The 16,819-nt window shown below is 58.0% G+C and carries 13 protein-coding genes; 3 read left to right on the plus strand and 10 right to left on the minus strand.

All coding sequences use genetic code 11. The annotated features are described in order from the left end of the window. Window positions 1–92: 92 nt before the first annotated feature. The 6 genes from GRX76_RS13355 to GRX76_RS13380 all read right to left on the minus strand — a co-directional run bounded on the left by GRX76_RS13355 (window position 93) and on the right by GRX76_RS13380 (window position 9,281). Complete coding sequence (locus tag GRX76_RS13355) at window positions 93–2,120, minus strand: DUF2075 domain-containing protein (protein WP_160153771.1); 2,028 nt, start codon at window positions 2,118–2,120, stop codon at window positions 93–95. 319 nt (window positions 2,121–2,439) lie between these two features. After that, the gene (gene prpF, locus GRX76_RS13360; protein WP_160153772.1) at window positions 2,440–3,621 is read right to left on the minus strand and encodes a 2-methylaconitate cis-trans isomerase PrpF; all 1,182 of its coding nucleotides are present in this window, start codon (window positions 3,619–3,621) and stop codon (window positions 2,440–2,442) included. Continuing rightward, complete coding sequence (gene acnD / locus GRX76_RS13365) at window positions 3,618–6,218, minus strand: Fe/S-dependent 2-methylisocitrate dehydratase AcnD (RefSeq protein WP_160153773.1); 2,601 nt, start codon at window positions 6,216–6,218, stop codon at window positions 3,618–3,620. Before acnD ends, prpF begins: the two co-directional genes overlap by 4 nt. Window positions 6,219–6,393: 175 nt before the next feature. Further along, window positions 6,394–7,518 (minus strand): 2-methylcitrate synthase, encoded by a 1,125-nt coding sequence (gene prpC, locus GRX76_RS13370; protein ID WP_160153774.1) that lies wholly within the window; start codon window positions 7,516–7,518, stop codon window positions 6,394–6,396. 103 nt (window positions 7,519–7,621) lie between these two features. Further along, window positions 7,622–8,500 carry a methylisocitrate lyase gene (gene prpB, locus GRX76_RS13375; RefSeq protein WP_160153775.1) on the minus strand — a complete coding sequence of 293 codons (879 nt, stop codon included), beginning with the start codon at window positions 8,498–8,500 and terminating at the stop codon, window positions 7,622–7,624. 46 nt (window positions 8,501–8,546) lie between these two features. Beyond that, window positions 8,547–9,281, minus strand: coding sequence for a GntR family transcriptional regulator (locus GRX76_RS13380; RefSeq protein ID WP_160153776.1), 735 nt, complete (start codon window positions 9,279–9,281; stop codon window positions 8,547–8,549). A gap of 462 nt (window positions 9,282–9,743) precedes the next feature. On the opposite strand from GRX76_RS13380, the gene GRX76_RS13385 reads away from it, so the two are divergent. Beyond that, on the plus strand, window positions 9,744–10,280 hold the full coding sequence (locus GRX76_RS13385) for a DUF2062 domain-containing protein (protein WP_160153777.1): 537 nt from the start codon (window positions 9,744–9,746) through the stop codon (window positions 10,278–10,280). Between the two features lie 20 nt (window positions 10,281–10,300). Here GRX76_RS13385 and GRX76_RS13390 read toward each other — a convergent pair whose 3' ends face one another. From GRX76_RS13390 to GRX76_RS13405, 4 genes are all read right to left on the minus strand, one after another. Beyond that, a complete protein-coding gene (locus GRX76_RS13390; RefSeq protein ID WP_160153778.1) occupies window positions 10,301–11,569 on the minus strand; it encodes a lipoprotein-releasing ABC transporter permease subunit in 1,269 nt (422 codons plus the stop codon). Between the two features lie 23 nt (window positions 11,570–11,592). Continuing rightward, window positions 11,593–12,342 carry a lipoprotein-releasing ABC transporter ATP-binding protein LolD gene (gene lolD / locus GRX76_RS13395; protein WP_160153779.1) on the minus strand — a complete coding sequence of 250 codons (750 nt, stop codon included), beginning with the start codon at window positions 12,340–12,342 and terminating at the stop codon, window positions 11,593–11,595. Between the two features lie 64 nt (window positions 12,343–12,406). Further along, on the minus strand, window positions 12,407–13,648 hold the full coding sequence (locus GRX76_RS13400) for a lipoprotein-releasing ABC transporter permease subunit (protein WP_160153780.1): 1,242 nt from the start codon (window positions 13,646–13,648) through the stop codon (window positions 12,407–12,409). A 96-nt stretch (window positions 13,649–13,744) separates the two neighbouring features. Further along, window positions 13,745–15,376, minus strand: coding sequence for an alpha/beta-hydrolase family protein (locus tag GRX76_RS13405; RefSeq protein ID WP_160153781.1), 1,632 nt, complete (start codon window positions 15,374–15,376; stop codon window positions 13,745–13,747). Between the two features lie 237 nt (window positions 15,377–15,613). On the opposite strand from GRX76_RS13405, the gene GRX76_RS13410 reads away from it, so the two are divergent. Together GRX76_RS13410 and GRX76_RS13415 are read left to right on the plus strand one after the other, a co-directional pair. Beyond that, on the plus strand, window positions 15,614–15,916 hold the full coding sequence (locus tag GRX76_RS13410) for a hypothetical protein (protein WP_236250363.1): 303 nt from the start codon (window positions 15,614–15,616) through the stop codon (window positions 15,914–15,916). Between the two features lie 181 nt (window positions 15,917–16,097). Further along, window positions 16,098–16,784, plus strand: coding sequence for an alternative oxidase (locus tag GRX76_RS13415; RefSeq protein WP_160153782.1), 687 nt, complete (start codon window positions 16,098–16,100; stop codon window positions 16,782–16,784). Window positions 16,785–16,819 lie beyond the last annotated feature (35 nt).

Here is a 16,819-nt window from a genome sequence, read left to right on the forward strand (position 1 = left end):
TTTAAAATCATTTATGATGCCCAAAATATTTAGACACGAGACACAATTAATATGAGACGATTTATTTCCGATTTGCTCTAAGAAGCCAGCGCTCAAACTGTGGCACATGCATCAAGTAACTCTACCGCTCCGAATTTAATTAGTGCTTCTGCTGTGGAATCGTAGATCCTGGGATCACGAGAGGGATCTTCTGACGAACCTTTGGGGACCCATATCACTAGCCCCTCGCGACCCCGGGTCATGAGCACACGATAAGAATTAGTAATGAATCGTTGACGATCAGCGCTAACTCTCGCCCAACTATTGCCCCTGAACTGCCTATGCATCCAGGAAGCCCCATTCCATACCAAGTCACCACCCCAGCACAATCCAACGAAATCCAGTTCAAGACCTTGGGCTGTGTATTCATTAGCAGGTACTTCAAGAGCAAAGGAAGAACGAACATCGCCTCGCTGATTCAAATACCATTGAGCGATTGCGCTTCCGTCAGTGGCATTTAGAGTAACTCCGAAGCCCTCCGCTCGGAGTCGCCGAGCACCAGAACTTGCGACCAACCCAAATCTGCGCTCTCCTCGCGTTCTTTTCTTCAACCACTTTCGAGCGGAATCTATAGATCTAGATACGACAATGGGGTAATCGCCGAGCCGAGCTGCCAATTCCCTAGCTTCAGAAACTTTCCCATCCAACACGAACGACACCCAACGACTCAACGAAGGGGAACGAAAACTTCGAAGAGGAACGTTCAATTCGAGGTCTGCCTCGACAACGACTTCATCAACACCGGAAAGGCTTCCTGCTCCAAGATTCGCAGTCGCATCCGACCCGACTAGAAAATCGGGTGGGCCGTAAATCTTCCAGCCAGCAAGCTCAGTAGGCGGTAGCGCCCTCAACGCCTTACCCCACTCAGCAATACCATTTTCCCCAACATTGATTTCTTGCCCACCTCCCACCAAGGCGACGATGGAACACCAATCTGGGTGGCGCCCCATAATGTCCAGGAGGAGCTTTGGCTCCGAGGATGGTCGCCCGAATTTCTTGCGACCGTAATCTTCATCCCAGGCACGTTGAGCTTCGTCAAATACAATCACATGCTCATGAGGTGCTAAGCCTGAATCATTCGTTAAATATTCACGTAAAAAATCTATAATGTGCTGAATTCGAGTCCTAACCGAATTTCTAGCTTCGGCGAGAGCAGGCTTTTCTCCTCGCGCCCTTCTTCTCTCGGTCTCATCTCTTGCAAGGGCCTCACGGAGGACTGTCACCAACGGTGTATTTCCGGATAGATAAATAATATCGCCTTGGTCCTCGACCCCAGTTTCAACTGCGCTATGCACAACCTCTAATCCAGCGAGGGTCTTTCCCGAACCAGGTACACCAGCCAAAAAAACGAGGGAACGCCCCCCCTTCCGCTTGGTATCCTCAATTATTTCGACCACACGCTTAGCAGTCTCCTTCAAATTCGTCGCATCAGCCTGCGCAATCTCGCGAACGTCATGACCAGTAAACAATGTTGTTGCTGCGTCGATCACCGTCGGTATTGGACGGTATGGGCCAGATGCCCATTCCCGGATTTGGTATTTTCGTGAGGGACTGGCAGTGGAAATACGATCAAGGAATATTCTAAAACCTGATCTTCCAATGCAATGTACATCCGCGACAGCACCTGCATTAATTTCCGGGACATACGCTTCCGTCTCAGCTTCAGTACACCAAAGTACCGGAATAAGACTTACACCGGAGCTCGCAGCATGAAAATCTCTGAGGTCGAGTGCATACTCTTCAACTTGACGCCGGTCGACAGACAGGAATTTTGACTCTCCTACTTTTAGCTCAACCACCAAAATTGCCGCTGGCGCCAAGATCACAACATCTATTCGACGCCTAAGTCGATAAAGTGGATATTCGAGAAGAACAGTCCACCCTGCCACATCTGACTGCTGTTCCGACAATGCACGCAACTCACATTGCAGCTTAGGAATGCTCACATTCCATGCTTCAGTCTGACTCGTATATTGCGACAAAAATCCGTCTGCAGCGTACTTGGCATGCAGCTCAGCGGAGACCGATTCGACTGGAGTTCGAATGAAATCTTCAATACTTGATGAATAGTACGATGTCATAACTTCGAAGATTACCAGATTGAATATTGAGCAATATGCGCCTTAATTCTGCTTCAATTTGACGCGATGGGCTTTAGAACTAATGACAACCTTAAACCAGTACCCCCTAAGTTTTGAAGCACTAGTTTCCTCTAGTACGGTTAGTCTCAGTGGACCCTTTTGATCCGTTAGAGATCGCCTTTGCATCGGAGGCGCACAAGTAATAAACAGCACTCTTCGAGCACAAAAAAAGCGAACCCCGCAAGAGGTTCGCTTTTTCAACTTCCGGAGCAGCTTTAACCGCACACTCCGCTATTGGCAGTCACTACTGCAAATTGGACTAGAAACTGTCACCGGGCACCCGCACCCAACCTTCCATCAGAATCCGCGCACTGCGACTCATAATGGCCTTGGTGGCAGTCCACTGCCCGTTGGCCACTTCCGCTTCCGCGCCAACGCGCAAGGTGCCAGACGGATGGCCGAAAGTCACCGCATTGCGCTCCCCTCCCCCAGCGGCCAGATTGACCAGGGTGCCGGGAATGGCTGCGGCGGTGCCGATGGCCACCGCAGCGGTGCCCATCATGGCGTGGTGCAGTTTGCCCATGGACAGGGCCCGCACCAACAGGTCGATATCCCCTGCTGCCACTTCCTTACCGCTGGAGGCCGCATAGCCCTTGGGTGCCGCGACGAACGCGACCTTGGGGGTATGCTGGCGAGCGGCTGCCTCTTCCACTTTTTCGATCAGGCCCATGGCCTTCGCACCATAAGCACGAATAGTCTCGAACATGGCCAGGGCCTTGTCGTCACCGTTGATGGCTTCCTGCAGCTCGGTGCCGGTGTAACCGATATCTGCGGCGTTGACGAAAATGGTCGGGATGCCGGCGTTGATCATGGTGGCTTTCAGGGTGCCGACGCCGGGCACTTCCAGGTCGTCCACCAGGTTGCCGGTGGGGAACATCGCCCCTTCCCCGTCGGCCGGGTCCATGAATTCGATCTGCACTTCGGCGGCCGGGAAGGTGACGCCGTCCAGTTCGAAATCACCGGTCTCCTGCACTTCCCCATTGGTGATGGGTACGTGGGCGATGATGGTTTTCTTGATGTTCGCCTGCCAGATGCGCACGGTGCAGATGCCGTTCACTGGAACACGCGCTGCATCGACAAAACCGCTGTTGATCGCGAAGGCGCCGACGGCGGCGGTGAGGTTGCCGCAGTTGCCGGACCAGTCCACGAACGGCTTGTCGATGGAGACCTGGCCGAACAGGTAATCCACGTCGTGCTCCGGCTGCTCGCTCTTCGACAGGATGACGGTTTTGCTGGTGCTGGAGGTGGCTCCGCCCATGCCGTCGGTCTGCTTGCCGTAGGGATCGGGGCTGCCGATCACCCGCAGCAAGAAGTTGTCGCGCGCGGCGCCCTGAACTTGTGCGGATTCCGGGAGGTCCTGCAGACGGAAGAACACACCCTTGCTGGTGCCGCCACGCATGTAGGTGGCGGGCACTTTGATCTGAGGGGCAAAGGTTGTCATTGCGCGGCACCTTCGGCTTCGAGGAAGTCGTTGGCGAAGCGCTGCAGTACACCGCCGGCGTCATAGATTGACACTTCTTCGGCGGTATCCAGGCGGCATTTCACCGGCACTTCTACGGTCTCACCGTCTTTCCGGTGGATCAGCAGGGTGAGGGTTGCGCCTGGGGTGCGGTCGCCGAGTACGTCGAAGGTCTCGGTACCGTCGATACCCAGAGTCTCGCGGGTAATACCCGGCTGGAATTCCAGCGGCAGCACGCCCATGCCGATCAGGTTGGTACGGTGAATGCGCTCGAAGCCTTCCGCCACAATCGCTTCCACACCGGCGAGGCGCACGCCTTTCGCGGCCCAGTCGCGGGAGGAGCCCTGGCCGTAGTCGGCGCCGGCGATAATGATCAGCGGCTGCTTGCGGTCCATGTAGGTTTCGATGGCTTCCCACATGCGGGTGACCTTGCCTTCCGGCTCGATACGCGCGAGAGAGCCCTGCTTCACTGCACCGTTTTCGTCGCGAACCATTTCGTTCAACAGTTTCGGGTTGGCGAAGGTGGCGCGCTGGGCGGTGAGGTGATCGCCGCGGTGCGTGGCATAGGAGTTGAAGTCCTCTTCCGGCAGGCCCATTTTTGCTAGGTATTCACCGGCGGCACTGCTGGCCAAAATCGCGTTGGACGGCGACAGGTGGTCGGTGGTGATGTTGTCACCCAGCACGGCCAGCGGGCGCATGCCTTTGAGGCTACGCTCGCCTGCAAGCGCGCCTTCCCAGTAAGGCGGGCGGCGGATGTAGGTACTCTGCGGGCGCCAGTGGTACAGCGGCTCGCCGCGTTCCGCTTCCTCTTTAGCCAGATCAAACATCGGGATGTAGACCTCGCGGAACTGCTCGGGCTTCACGCTCTGTTTGACGATCGCGTCGATCTCTTCGTCGCTCGGCCAGATATCTTTCAGGGTCACCGGGTTGCCGTCTTTGTCGTGGCCCAATACATCTTTTTCGATATCGAAGCGGATGGTGCCGGCGATGGCGTAGGCAACCACCAACGGCGGCGAGGCCAGGAACGCCTGCTTGGCATAGGGGTGAATACGGCCGTCAAAGTTGCGGTTGCCGGACAGTACGGCGGTGGCGTACAGGTCGCGGTCGATCACTTCTTTCTGGATTTTCGGGTCCAGCGCGCCGCTCATGCCGTTACAGGTGGTGCAGGCAAACGCGACCACGTCGAAGCCCTGCTGCTGCAGTTCCGGCAGCAGGTTGGCTTCTTCCAGGTACATTTTTACGGTTTTGGAACCCGGTGCCAGGGAGGTCTTTACCCAGGGCTTGCGGGTCAGGCCGAGCTTGTTGGCGTTACGCGCGATCAGGCCCGCGGCAATCATGTTGCGCGGGTTGCTGGTGTTGGTGCAGCTGGTGATCGCGGCGATGATCACGGCACCGTCTGGCATCAGGCCTTCTTCTTCCTTCCATTCTTTCGCAATGCCGCGGTTGGCCAGTTCGGACACCGGCAACAGTGCGTGCGGGTTGGACGGGCCGGCCAGGTTGCGGCCGACGGAAGACAGGTCAAATTTGAGTACGCGCTCGTATTCGGCATTCTTCAGACTGTCTGCCCACAGGCCGGTTTCTTTCGCGAACTTTTCTACCAGAGCTACCTGCTCGTCGTCGCGGCCGGTCAGCTTCAGGTAGTCGATGGTCTGCTCGTCGATGGCGAACATGCCAGCAGTGGCGCCGTATTCGGGCGTCATGTTGGCGATGGTGGCGCGGTCGCCCAGGCTCAGGCTGGAGGCGCCTTCGCCGAAGAATTCGAGATACGCACCCACTACGCGCTCGCGGCGCAGGAATTCGGTCAGCGCCAGCACCATGTCGGTACCGGTGATGCCGGGCTGCAGTTTGCCGGTCAGCTCGACGCCGACGATGTCGGGCAGGCGCATGTAGGAGGCGCGGCCGAGCATCACGCTTTCGGCCTCTAAACCACCCACGCCCACGGAGATTACGCCGAGCGCATCCACCATCGGGGTGTGGCTGTCGGTGCCCACACAAGTATCCGGGAAGGCAACACCATTTTTCACCTGCACCACCGGAGACATTTTCTCCAGGTTGATCTGGTGCATGATGCCGTTGCCGGGCGGAATCACATCGACGTTTTCAAACGCGGTTTTGGTCCAGTTGATGAAGTGGAAGCGGTCTTCGTTGCGGCGCTCTTCCACTGCGCGGTTCTTTTCGAACGCGTCTTTTTCAAAACCGGGGTGTTCGACGGCCAGGGAGTGGTCGACGATCAGCTGGGTGGGCACGACCGGGTTTACTTTGGCGGGGTCACCGCCCTTTTCGGCGATGGCGTCGCGCAGGCCGGCGAGGTCCACCAGTGCGGTCTGGCCGAGAATATCGTGGCAGACGACGCGCGCTGGGAACCAGGGGAAGTCGAGGTCGCGCTTGCGTTCGATGATCTGCTTGAGGGCGTCGGTGAGTTTTTCCGGCTCACAACGGCGCACGAGGTTTTCCGCCAGGATACGGGAGGTATACGGCAGTTTTTCATAGCTACCCGGCTGGATGTTTTCGACTGCTTCTCTTGTGTCGAAATAATCCAGGTCTGTGCCGGGGAGTTTTTTTCTGAATTCGGTATTCATTGAGGATCACGCAATCGGGTGGTTGAGTGGCGGCACTGCTACCGGGGTCCCTTTTGCAGGACACGCCGTGAACCCATCCATGGGGGCTTGGCTGCGAGATCCCTCTCGCAGACAGTCCTGCAAAAGGGACCCCAGCATCAGTGCCTTCGCATCGCGTTCTGTGGTTTCGATCGTGTTAGCGATCCGCGATCGGCGTTACTTTGCGCAGTTCCGGACCGGTGTATTCCGCGCTCGGGCGGATGATGCGGTTATCGGCGCGCTGTTCGAATACGTGGGCGGCCCAGCCGGTTACGCGACTCATCACAAAGATCGGCGTAAACAGTTTGGTGGGGATGCCCATGAAGTGGTACGCGGATGCGTGGAAGAAGTCGGCGTTACAGAACAGCTTCTTCTCGCGCCACATCACTTCTTCGCAGCGTACGGATACCGGGTACAGCACATCGTCGCCAACGTCGGCGGCCAGTTTTTCGGACCACTGCTTGATGATGGCGTTGCGCGGGTCGGATTCGGTGTAGACCGCGTGGCCGAAGCCCATGATCTTTTCCTTGCGCTCGAGCATGCCCATCAGTTCTTTTTCTGCTTCGTCGGCAGAAGAGAAACGCTCGATCAGTTCCATCGCTGCTTCGTTGGCGCCGCCGTGCAGCGGGCCACGCAGGGAGCCGATGGCGCCGGTGATGCAGCTGAACAGGTCAGACAGGGTGGAGGCACAGACGCGCGCGGTGAAGGTGGAGGCGTTGAACTCGTGCTCTGCGTACAGGATCAGGGAGACGTTCATTACCTGTGCGTGCAGGTCGTTCGGCTTTTCGCCACGCAGCATGTGCAGGAAGTGGCCGCCGATGGAGTCGTCATCGGTTTCGGTTTCGATGCGCACGCCGTCGTGGGTGTAGCGGTACCAGTAACAGATGATGGACGGGAATGCGGCCAGCAGGCGGTTGGCGCGGTCCTGTTGCTGGTCGAAAGACTCTTCGCCTTCCAGGTTGCCCAGCATGGAGCAGCCGGTGCGCATGACGTCCATCGGGTGTGCGTCGGCGGGGATGCGCTCGAGCACTTCGCGCAGGGCCAGCGGCAGGCCGCGCATGGTTTTGAGTATGCCTTTGTAGTCCGCCAGCTGCGCTGCGGTGGGCAGTTCGCCGTTGAAGATCAGGTAGGCGACTTCTTCGAACTCGCAGTTTTCTGCCAGGTCTTTTACGTCGTAGCCGCAGTAGGTCAGGCCGGAGCCGGATACGCCTACGGTGGAAAGTGCGGTTTTACCAGCTACCTGGCCACGCAGGCCTGCTCCGCCAACTTTTTTCTCTGCCATCTCTATTTTCCCCTATCGATTTAAGTTTTTACTTCGTCATACCGGCGTATGCCGGGATGACGCTGGGTACAAATTACTTTTTAAGCTCTTACTTCTTAAACCCTTACTTCTTAAACAGCGCATCGAGCTTGTCTTCAAACTCGTGGTAGTTCAGGTAGTCGTACAGTTCTGCGCGGGTCTGCATTGTGTCGACCACCGCTTGCTGGTCGCCCTGCTTCAGGATGCTGCTGTAGACGTTTTCCGCGGCTTTGTTCATGGCGCGGAAGGCGGACAGCGGGTACAGGACCATGTCGGCGCCGGACTCACCCAGCTCGGCCTTGTTGTACAGCTTGGTTTTACCGAACTCGGTGATGTTCGCCAGGATCGGTACATTCAACGCATCTTTGAACGCGCGGTAGTGTTCCAGTTCGGTCACGGCTTCGGCGAAGATGCCGTCGGCGCCAGCTTCGATACACGCCTGGGCGCGGTCGATGGCAGCTTCGAGACCTTCCTGTGCGAAGGAATCGGTGCGCGCCATAATGAAAAAGTCGTCATCGGTACGGGCATCAACGGCCGCCTTGATACGGTCGACCATTTCCTCTTTGGAAACGATCTCTTTGTTCGGGCGGTGGCCACAGCGCTTCTGCGCTACCTGGTCTTCGATATGTACTGCGGCGGCGCCGGCGCGGATCATTTCCTTGATGGTGCGGGCAATATTGAAGGCGCCACCCCAGCCGGTGTCGATATCGACCAGCAGCGGCAGATTGGTGGCGGCGGTGATACGACGTACGTCTTCCAGCACGTTGTCCAGGCTGGTCATACCCAGGTCCGGCAGACCGTAAGAGGCATTGGCGACGCCGGCACCAGACAGGTAGATGGCCTGGTGGCCGATGCGCTCGGCCATAATGGCGGTGTAGGCGTTGATGGTGCCGACGACCTGCAGTGGCTGGTTGTCTTTCAGGGCCTGGCGAAAGCGTGCGCCGGCGGATTCTGGTCTGCTCATAGACTTGCCCTTTTCTCTTAATCAGTTTTGGCTTAATCGATTTTCGTTAATCGGTTCTGGAAAGTTTCTTTTCGATATTGCTGCGCGACGCGCGGATGTGGCGGCGCATCAGAATTTCTGCCAGTTCACCGTCGCCGGCTTCGATGGCTTCGATAATGTGGCTGTGTTCGCGGAAGGCGCGGTGCGCGCGCGGGCTGGCCATGCCGAGCTGATAGCGGTACATGCGCACGCGGAAATAGAGTTTGTTGCACAGGGTGTCGATCAACAGGTCGTTATTGGAGGCCTGCACAATGCGGAAGTGGAAGTCGAAGTCCCCTTCCGGCTGGAAGTAGGCGGTGCCTTTTTGCAGTTCTTCCTGCTGCTCGTGGCGATGGAGCATCTGGCGAAGTTCCACCAGGTCTTCCTCGGTGCGGTTTTCGGCTGCCAGGCGGCAGGCCATGCCCTCTAACGCCTCACGCACATCGTAAATTTCCAGCAGGCCGCGTTCGGTCAGTTCCACTACCCGCGCGCCGACATTCACTTTGCGCTCAATCAGGCTGAGGGACTCGAGCCGCATCAGGGCTTCGCGCAGGCTGCCGCGGCTGGCATCGAAGCGCCGCGCCAGTTCCGGCTCGCTGATCTTGCTGCCGGCGGCAATACGGCCTTCAACGATTTCACTGCGCAATGTCAGGAACAGGCGATCCGCCAGGCTCTGCGACCGGGATTCGGTCTTGCCTGTTACAGCGACAGCGGTGTCCAGCCCGCTACCAGACTCCTGGGATTTGGTGACCTGCCCTTCCATCTATTTCAGCTCCGTGAGCGCCAAACTCGTTGCCGACTTCAGATTGTCGACACTTTATAGAGTTGCAGAGCTTAAATAGCCACTTTTCTTGCGTCAACCGCATTTTCTGTCAACACATTGGCATTTTGCGACTGACTGGAAGGTCACAAGACTATTGGGCGCTGAATGGAATGGGATTTCGGGGATGGGCACCGCTGAGAGGCCTGCCTGGCTTACAAGACAGAGCTCAGCGGGCTGGCTGATCCGACCAAGCGACGGTCAATTGGGGACAAGCCGGAAATGACGTCCGCAAGAATAGTAGTCTTGAAAAAGTGATATGGGCATAATAGCGCCCGCACTGACTGGTACGACCTTCGATAGTTCGTCACAATAACGCCCTGCCACTCTATTCTTAGAGGATGCTTAAGGGGCTAATGTCAGATTCCGGAACACCCAGTCGAGAGTATCGAGCAGATATACATCATGCCTAAAAGTATTATCAGGCGCTGGCTGCCAACTCCCGAACAGGTACGCGCCAACAATGGGCTGAAGTTTCTCGGCACCCTGCTGCACGACCCCAACCTCTTCCACCTGAATCGCCACTCGGTCTCTGTGGCCTTTGCCGTGGGCATTTTCACCAGTTTCCTGCCCCTACCCGGCCAGATGCTGATCGCCGCGCTGCTCGCGCTCTGGTTCCGCTGCAATCTGCCGCTGTCGATGGCGCTGGTGTGGATCAGCAATCCGGTGACCATGCCGGCAATTTTCTACAGCACCTACAAGCTCGGCGCCTGGATGCTGGGCACCCCGCCACTGGCGTTCAAAATCGAGTTATCGTGGGAATGGCTGACGGAGGAAGTGGGAAGAATCTGGTTGCCACTATTCTCGGGCTCCCTGATCTGCGGCATTTTCTTTGCCGCGGTGGCCTATTTTGCGATGCAGGCCATCTGGCGCTGGCATGTCGTGAAACGCTGGAAGTCCCGGCTGGCGCAGCGCAAGTCGCAGCTCAGCCAGGACAGCTAATTCTTACTAAGAAATCCCGGTCAGTAATCCTGACGCAGGGCCGCTGCCGGTTGTACCCGGCTGGCCTGGAAGGCGGGATACAGGGTTGCGATCAGGCTCAACAGGAATCCCGCCCCCACCACCAGCGCCACATCACTCCACTGCAATTCTGACGGCAGGTAGTCCACCGGGTACACGTCTGACTTCAAAAACTGGATGCCAAACAGGGATTCCAGACCGGACACCAAATCCGTGACCAGCAGCGAACCGATCACCCCGAGCAATCCTCCGACCAGCACACCGACAAGGCCAACCAGGGCGCCCTGGCTGACAAACGTCAGCAGAATTTCCCGGGTGCTGGCACCCATGGTGCGCAGAATGGCGATATCGCCATGCTTGTCGATGACCACCATCACCAGGGTGGAAACCACATTGAACGCGGCGATGGCGATGATCAGGAACACCAGCAGGCTGACCAGGTTGCGCGACATCTGAATCGCCTGATACAGGTTGCCGTGGGTACCGGTCCAGTCGTTGCCGTAAAAGCCCTCAACCGGAAGCTGCCTCAACAGGTGCTGGAACACCGCAAAGGAGCGCAGCATATTGTCTACCCGCATCTGCACCCCGGCACCGCCGGCGCCACCGGCGAGGGCCTTGGCCTGCGACCAGTCCACGATTGCCAGGGAGTGATCCAGCGCGGTGCCGGAATGGAATATGTCCACCACCTTGAAGCCCGCCAATTGCGCGGCGGCGCGACCGCCGGATTCGCTGCTCCCGCTCTGGGGCACAATCACTGACAGCTGTTCACCAACGGCAATCTCCAGTTTGTCGGCAATACCGCGGCCGAGAATGATGCCCGGCTCAGCAGGATCACTGGTAAGCGCGGCAAAGCTGCCGGGCTGCAGGAAATCGCCGATGGTCGATACATTGACGATGGTTTCCGGGTTCACGCCCTGTACCAGTAGCGGCGTTACTTCCAGGCCGTTGCGGGCGAGACCGTTGACCTGCCACACCTCGGCAGCAGAGGTTACGCCTTCGGTGGCCGCCACCTGATCGCGCACGGAGGTCCAGTCGATATCCGGACTCGCGTTGTACACAGTGGCATGCGGCATGATGCCGAGAATGCGCTCGCGCAATTCGCGGTCGAAGCCGTTCATCACCGACATCACCACGATCATCAGCGCCACGCCGAGAATCAAACCGATCATGGACAGGCCGGAAATAAACGACACCAGGCCGGCGGAGTCTTCACCGCTGCGCTGGGCACCGGCGTAACGCAGACCGACAAATGCGGGTAATGGCTTAAACATTTTTCGCCTTAATCATTCTTCGCTTAAACACCGTCGCCCTGCTGCCAACTTTCAATCAGCTCGCCATCCACCAGATGCAGGCAGCGATCCAGCGCGCCGGCGAGTTCCGGATCGTGGGTGACGATCACAAAACTGATCCCGGTCTCTTGGTTGAGTCGATCCATCAGTTTGTGGATTTCGTGGGCGGTCGAGCGGTCAAGGTTACCGGTGGGCTCGTCCATCAACACGCAGGCGGGACGTGCAACCAGTGCCCGCGCGATGGCCACGCGCTGGCGCTCCCCGCCGGAAAGCTGTGCCGGTTTGTGGTCGAGGCGTTGCCCCAGACCAACCGCTTCCAGCATTTCGGTGGCCGCCGCGCGCGCCTCTGACACGGAGCGCTTGCCGATCAGCAGTGGCATCGCCACATTTTCCAGCGCGGTAAATTCATTCAACAGGTGGTGAAACTGATACACAAAACCCAGGCTGCTGTTACGCAGCCAGCCGCGCTCATTGGCATTCAGGCTGGCGAGGTTTTGCCCACCCACCCAGACTTCACCAGAGGTGGGCGTATCCAGGCCACCGAGCAGGTTCAACAGGGTGGATTTACCGGAGCCCGAGGCGCCGACAATGGCGAGGCGCTCCCCTTTCGGCACCTGCAGTTCGACACCGCGCAGTACATCCAGCTGATTGTTGCCCTGGCGATAGGTTTTCGTCAGTTGATGGCAAGCCAGCACTGCATCAACGGCGCCCTGAGGGCGAGATTCTTCTGGGTGGATTTCCACTTTGCTATTCATCTATTTTGTCCGGTTGATGGGAGCAACGCGCTGCGCCACCATTTTCATCGCTCGAGTTTGGGCGCTATTCGTAGCGCAGGGCTTCCGCTGGCTCAATCTGCGCCGCGCGCCATGCGGGGAACAGCGTCGCCAGCAGGCTCATGATCACCGCCGCACTCAACACCAGGACGGCGTCGGCTGTGCGAAATTCCGAGGGCAGGAAGCTGACAAAGAAAACACGGGGGTCAAAGATCTGCGCGCCCACCAGGTTTTCGATCCAGGAAACCAGGTCGGTCAGGTTGAGGGCAATCAGGGTGCCCAGTATCGCGCCGATAATCGCACCGATGATGCCGATGGCACTGCCCTGCACGATAAACACCGCCATGATCTGGCGGGATGTCAGCCCCAGGGTGCGCAACACCGCAATATCCGAGCGCTTGTCCGCCACCATCAACACCAGTGCAGATACGATATTGAACGCCGCCACCGCCACAATGATCATCAGCATCAGGGTGACAACGGTTTTTTCCATCTTCACCGCCTGGAACAGGCTGCCCTGGGAGTGGCTCCAGTCTTCACCGCTAAACCCCTCGCCCAGTGACGCCGCGTATCCCTCAACACGCCCCAGCGCGTTGTTCATGTCGTCGAATTTCAGCTGCAGGCCCTGAACCTTGCCCGGCATGCGCAACAGGCGCGCGGCATCGTCTAGATGCATCAGCGCCATGTTCTGATCCACCTGGGCACCAACAGAGAAAACGCCGGCGACGGTGAAGCGTTTGGTTCGGGGGAAAATGCCAGCGGGTGTGATCGTTACTTCCGGCAGGGTGAGAATGACGCTATCGCCGGGAATCACACCCAGCTGACGGGCGAGAATACGCCCCAGAACGATTTTGTAGCTGCGGGACTCCAGCGCATCCAAAGTGCCCATCAGCATGTGTTCGCCAACGGCGGAAACTTCCCGCAGCGCGACGGGGTCCACCCCCTGAAACTCCACGCCCTGGGATTGGTTATTGGCACCCAGCAGGGCAAAACCGCGCACGAAGGGGCTGGCGGCGATGACATGGGGCAGCTGCTTCAGTCGGTCTGCGGCGCCGGACCAGTCTTCGAGACCGCCCTGCTCTTCCACAAAGCCGTGTGGCACTACCGACAGGATTCGGGTTTTCAGTTCACGGTCGAAGCCGTTCATCACCGAAGTCACCACGATCAGTGCAAACACCCCGAGCGCCATTCCCAGCAACGAGAAACCGTTGATAAAAGAAATGAACTGCTGCCGGCGGCGAGCGGCCACGTAGCGCAGGCCGATATAGAGAGGAACTGGTTTTATCATGCCGTTGATTTAAGCGGAAAAACGCCAAGAAATCCAAGTATTTAGGCCCATTTCCGGATCAGAATGGGAACACCATTGCAGCTTCGACCGGCAAATTCAGCGGGGATTCCATTTCAGCAATTTTTTGTTGAGAAGCGTCAGCTTTTCCTCATCCCACCCCGCCGGTGCCACCAGCTGGTGCCAGGCGTGCACATAGTCCGCCGGGGCGTAACTGTGCCCATACCCCATGGGCGCGATTCCCGCGTGCATATCCATCCCGAGCTGCAACATGGTCACTATGGGGTACCACTGCAGATCCGGTGATACATCCCGCGCCCGGGGCTTTTCCATCCAGGCCGGTTTGCGATAGGCCGCGCCGGGGTCGAAGAACACGATCGGGTCGCTGCCGTGCTGCAGATACGCCAGGCGGAAATTGCCCCACTTCGCCTTGCCTTTCTGGTAACCGCCAAAGTGGTTGCCAAAGCGCACCACGGCGCCGCCACGGAACTGCGGCAACCAGGCAGGCGAGCCCTTATCCCGCTCAGCAGTCACCTGGCGCCAGGTATCGCTGCGAAACGGCGGCCCGGCCCACAGCGCCCCGTCGAAGGGGTCGTCGATGATGTCGTAAAAGTCGAAGGAGCGATCAGAGTTGAGCGCCCCCAGGCTCAAACCGAACAGGTACAGCCGCGGGCGCGCACTTTTCGGCATGCTGCTCCAGTATCCGTAAATGGACTGAAACAGCGCCTGGGCCGTTTCCCGCCCGTAGGCGTCCTGGGTCATCAGCGCGATGGGGCTGGGCAAGTAGGAGTACTGACCGGCAACGCTGGCGACATCACCGCCGAGCAGGTACTCAATCGAATTGATTGCCCCCGGGTCAACCCAGCCGGTGCCGGTGGGTGTAATCAGGATCAGGTAGGGACGGTCAAATCCCCCTACCCGTTTCAGCTCGTCCAGTGCCAGCTGCGCCCGCTTCGCTGGGGTATCTGCCGCATTCAAACCCACATAGACCCGGATGGGATCTTTGGCGGTGCCCGTGACCTCGGCAATATCCTTGGCCATGGGCCGCAGCGCCAGATACCGGCGCCCCTGGTGGCCCATATCCTGCCAGCGCAACAGTGACGCCGAGCTGCCGGGATCCATAGGGTCACTGGGGGTTTTCATCTCCGGCACTATTTTGGCATCCAGACGCTGGTAGATGCCGTCGACGGTGCGCAGGGCGGAGGTAAGAACAACTTCGCTGAAAATCGCCCAGAACAGGGCAATAGCGCCGACAAACCCCGCAAACAGGGCGATTCGCTCAGGGATCCGGCGCTCGAACTTGCGGGAAAGGAAGTGGAACAATCGCCGGAACAGCTTGCCAATTCCAAGGCACAGCAGGAATACCAGCCCCGCCACCACCGCAATGGTCAGCGGGCGAACACCGGAAACCTCCTCCAGCTCCATCAATGCCCGCACCGAGTTTTGCCATTTTGTCGCCTGCAGCAGGAAGCCCAGCGCCAACAGCAGCGAGAAGATGATTGCGACCCAGCGCAGCAGCCTTTGGGTTCTGGCTCCCACACTAGGAATTTGCAGAAAGCCCCACAACCAGGCGACAAAAACACCCACCGCGTAACCCGCCGCGAGCGAAAACCCGGAAATTACGCCCTGTACGACGCCCTCGCGAGGAATCAGCGAAGGCGTCAGGGAAATAGCAAAGAAGATGGTGCCAACCAGCAATCCTGCCGATGAAAAGTAGTGTGCAAGCCGCATCCGTGCCTGTCCGGTGGGTCGTGTACGAAGGGTCGAAAATGAAGAGTCGAGTACGAGTTTCAGCCTAGCACAAAGAACAACAGCGCCGCGGTGCCCGCCACCTGTGCGTTCGGGCCCTCGAGGCGCGGCAGGTGTCGGTAAAATAGACGGGGAGAAAAACGTGAAGAATGCCGCATGTTTCGGCACAATATCTGCTTTAATGCTCGATAACGCCAATAATCAAACTGGAGAGCCCGTATGTTCTCAACCCGCCTCCTCGCAAAATCCTCCCTGGCCGCGCTACTGAGCGCTGCTTTTTTCATCAGCTCTACCATTCAGGCAGAAACCGTGGAAGTTCCCGTTGGCAGCCAGGGTACTGCTGCCGAGGCCAGCCACCTGCGCGGTAAGAAGCAGGAGCAAGTTACCTCGGAACTGGGCGAGCCCCTGAACATCCAGGGCCCGGTTGGCGAGCCTGCGATCACCCGCTGGGAATATGCCAACTTTTACGTTTATTTCGAATTCGACCGGGTGCTGCATACCGTTAAAAAGCATCAGGGCTAAACCCGCGCCTACCGGTGTTACTCCTCCTTTCGAAGTTCCACCCCGCCCTCTTCCTGCCCTAATCTGCAGGCGACAATGTGGCCACCCTGTCGCCTGCTAGACTCATCTTGGGTCGAGGCAACCCTGTTGTGTTCCCGCCTCCCCGCTGACAGTGAATTCTTCACAGAACCAAGCGGCAAGTATGAGCAAAACCGAGCGTACGCGAATAACCCCGAATCGCGAGGCCTACGAATGTCTCGACCCAGAAAGCCTACAGCTGGATAAGCGGCTTTCGCCCAGTGGTGCCTCGGATCGTTTTGCGCTCGCAATGGTCAATATCCTGCGCTTTATTGCCGACACTTTCTTCGCCAAACGGTATGGCAATCGCGCTATCGTCCTGGAAACGGTTGCAGCGGTTCCTGGCATGGTAGGCGGCACCCTGCAGCACCTGAAATGCCTGCGCCGGCTTTGCGATGACGACGGCTGGATTTTTACGCTACTGGATGAAGCGGAAAATGAACGCATGCACCTGATGACGTTCATGGAGATCATCAACCCGACCTGGTACGAGCGGCTTATCGTGGTGATCGTGCAGGCCGTTTTTTACAACGCATTCTTCCTGCTGTATCTGATTTCCGATAAAACCGCACACCGGCTGGTGGGATATTTTGAAGAGGAAGCGGTGGTCAGCTATACGCTGTACCTGGAGCGTATCGACAGTGGCCACGAGGAAAATGTGCCAGCCCCTCAGGTGGCGATTGACTATTGGGGCCTGTCGGAAGACGCGCGATTGCGCGACGTGGTGGAAATCATCCGCGCGGACGAGGTAATGCACCGCGACACCAACCACGAGTATGCCGACCTGATCCGGGCCGGTAAGCATTTTTGACTGCCTTCAGAAAATGACAGGCAGCCAATTGCCAA

It is taken from the genome of Microbulbifer sp. ALW1, assembly GCF_009903625.1.
GTDB lineage: Bacteria > Pseudomonadota > Gammaproteobacteria > Pseudomonadales > Cellvibrionaceae > Microbulbifer.

What these genes read in the sequence shown, in the direction of transcription:
- prpC (WP_160153774.1), bottom strand. Translation starts at nt 7,518, where the DNA reads ATGGCAGAGAAAAAAGTTGGCGGAGCAGGCCTGCGTGGCCAGGTAGCT.
- GRX76_RS13405 (WP_160153781.1), bottom strand. Translation starts at nt 15,376, where the DNA reads ATGCGGCTTGCACACTACTTTTCATCGGCAGGATTGCTGGTTGGCACC.
- acnD (WP_160153773.1), bottom strand. Translation starts at nt 6,218, where the DNA reads ATGAATACCGAATTCAGAAAAAAACTCCCCGGCACAGACCTGGATTAT.
- GRX76_RS13415 (WP_160153782.1), top strand. Translation starts at nt 16,098, where the DNA reads ATGAGCAAAACCGAGCGTACGCGAATAACCCCGAATCGCGAGGCCTAC.
- GRX76_RS13380 (WP_160153776.1), bottom strand. Translation starts at nt 9,281, where the DNA reads ATGGAAGGGCAGGTCACCAAATCCCAGGAGTCTGGTAGCGGGCTGGAC.
- GRX76_RS13385 (WP_160153777.1), top strand. Translation starts at nt 9,744, where the DNA reads ATGCCTAAAAGTATTATCAGGCGCTGGCTGCCAACTCCCGAACAGGTA.
- GRX76_RS13355 (WP_160153771.1), bottom strand. Translation starts at nt 2,120, where the DNA reads ATGACATCGTACTATTCATCAAGTATTGAAGATTTCATTCGAACTCCA.
- prpF (WP_160153772.1), bottom strand. Translation starts at nt 3,621, where the DNA reads ATGACAACCTTTGCCCCTCAGATCAAAGTGCCCGCCACCTACATGCGT.
- prpB (WP_160153775.1), bottom strand. Translation starts at nt 8,500, where the DNA reads ATGAGCAGACCAGAATCCGCCGGCGCACGCTTTCGCCAGGCCCTGAAA.
- GRX76_RS13390 (WP_160153778.1), bottom strand. Translation starts at nt 11,569, where the DNA reads ATGTTTAAGCCATTACCCGCATTTGTCGGTCTGCGTTACGCCGGTGCC.
- lolD (WP_160153779.1), bottom strand. Translation starts at nt 12,342, where the DNA reads ATGAATAGCAAAGTGGAAATCCACCCAGAAGAATCTCGCCCTCAGGGC.
- GRX76_RS13410 (WP_236250363.1), top strand. Translation starts at nt 15,614, where the DNA reads ATGTTCTCAACCCGCCTCCTCGCAAAATCCTCCCTGGCCGCGCTACTG.
- GRX76_RS13400 (WP_160153780.1), bottom strand. Translation starts at nt 13,648, where the DNA reads ATGATAAAACCAGTTCCTCTCTATATCGGCCTGCGCTACGTGGCCGCT.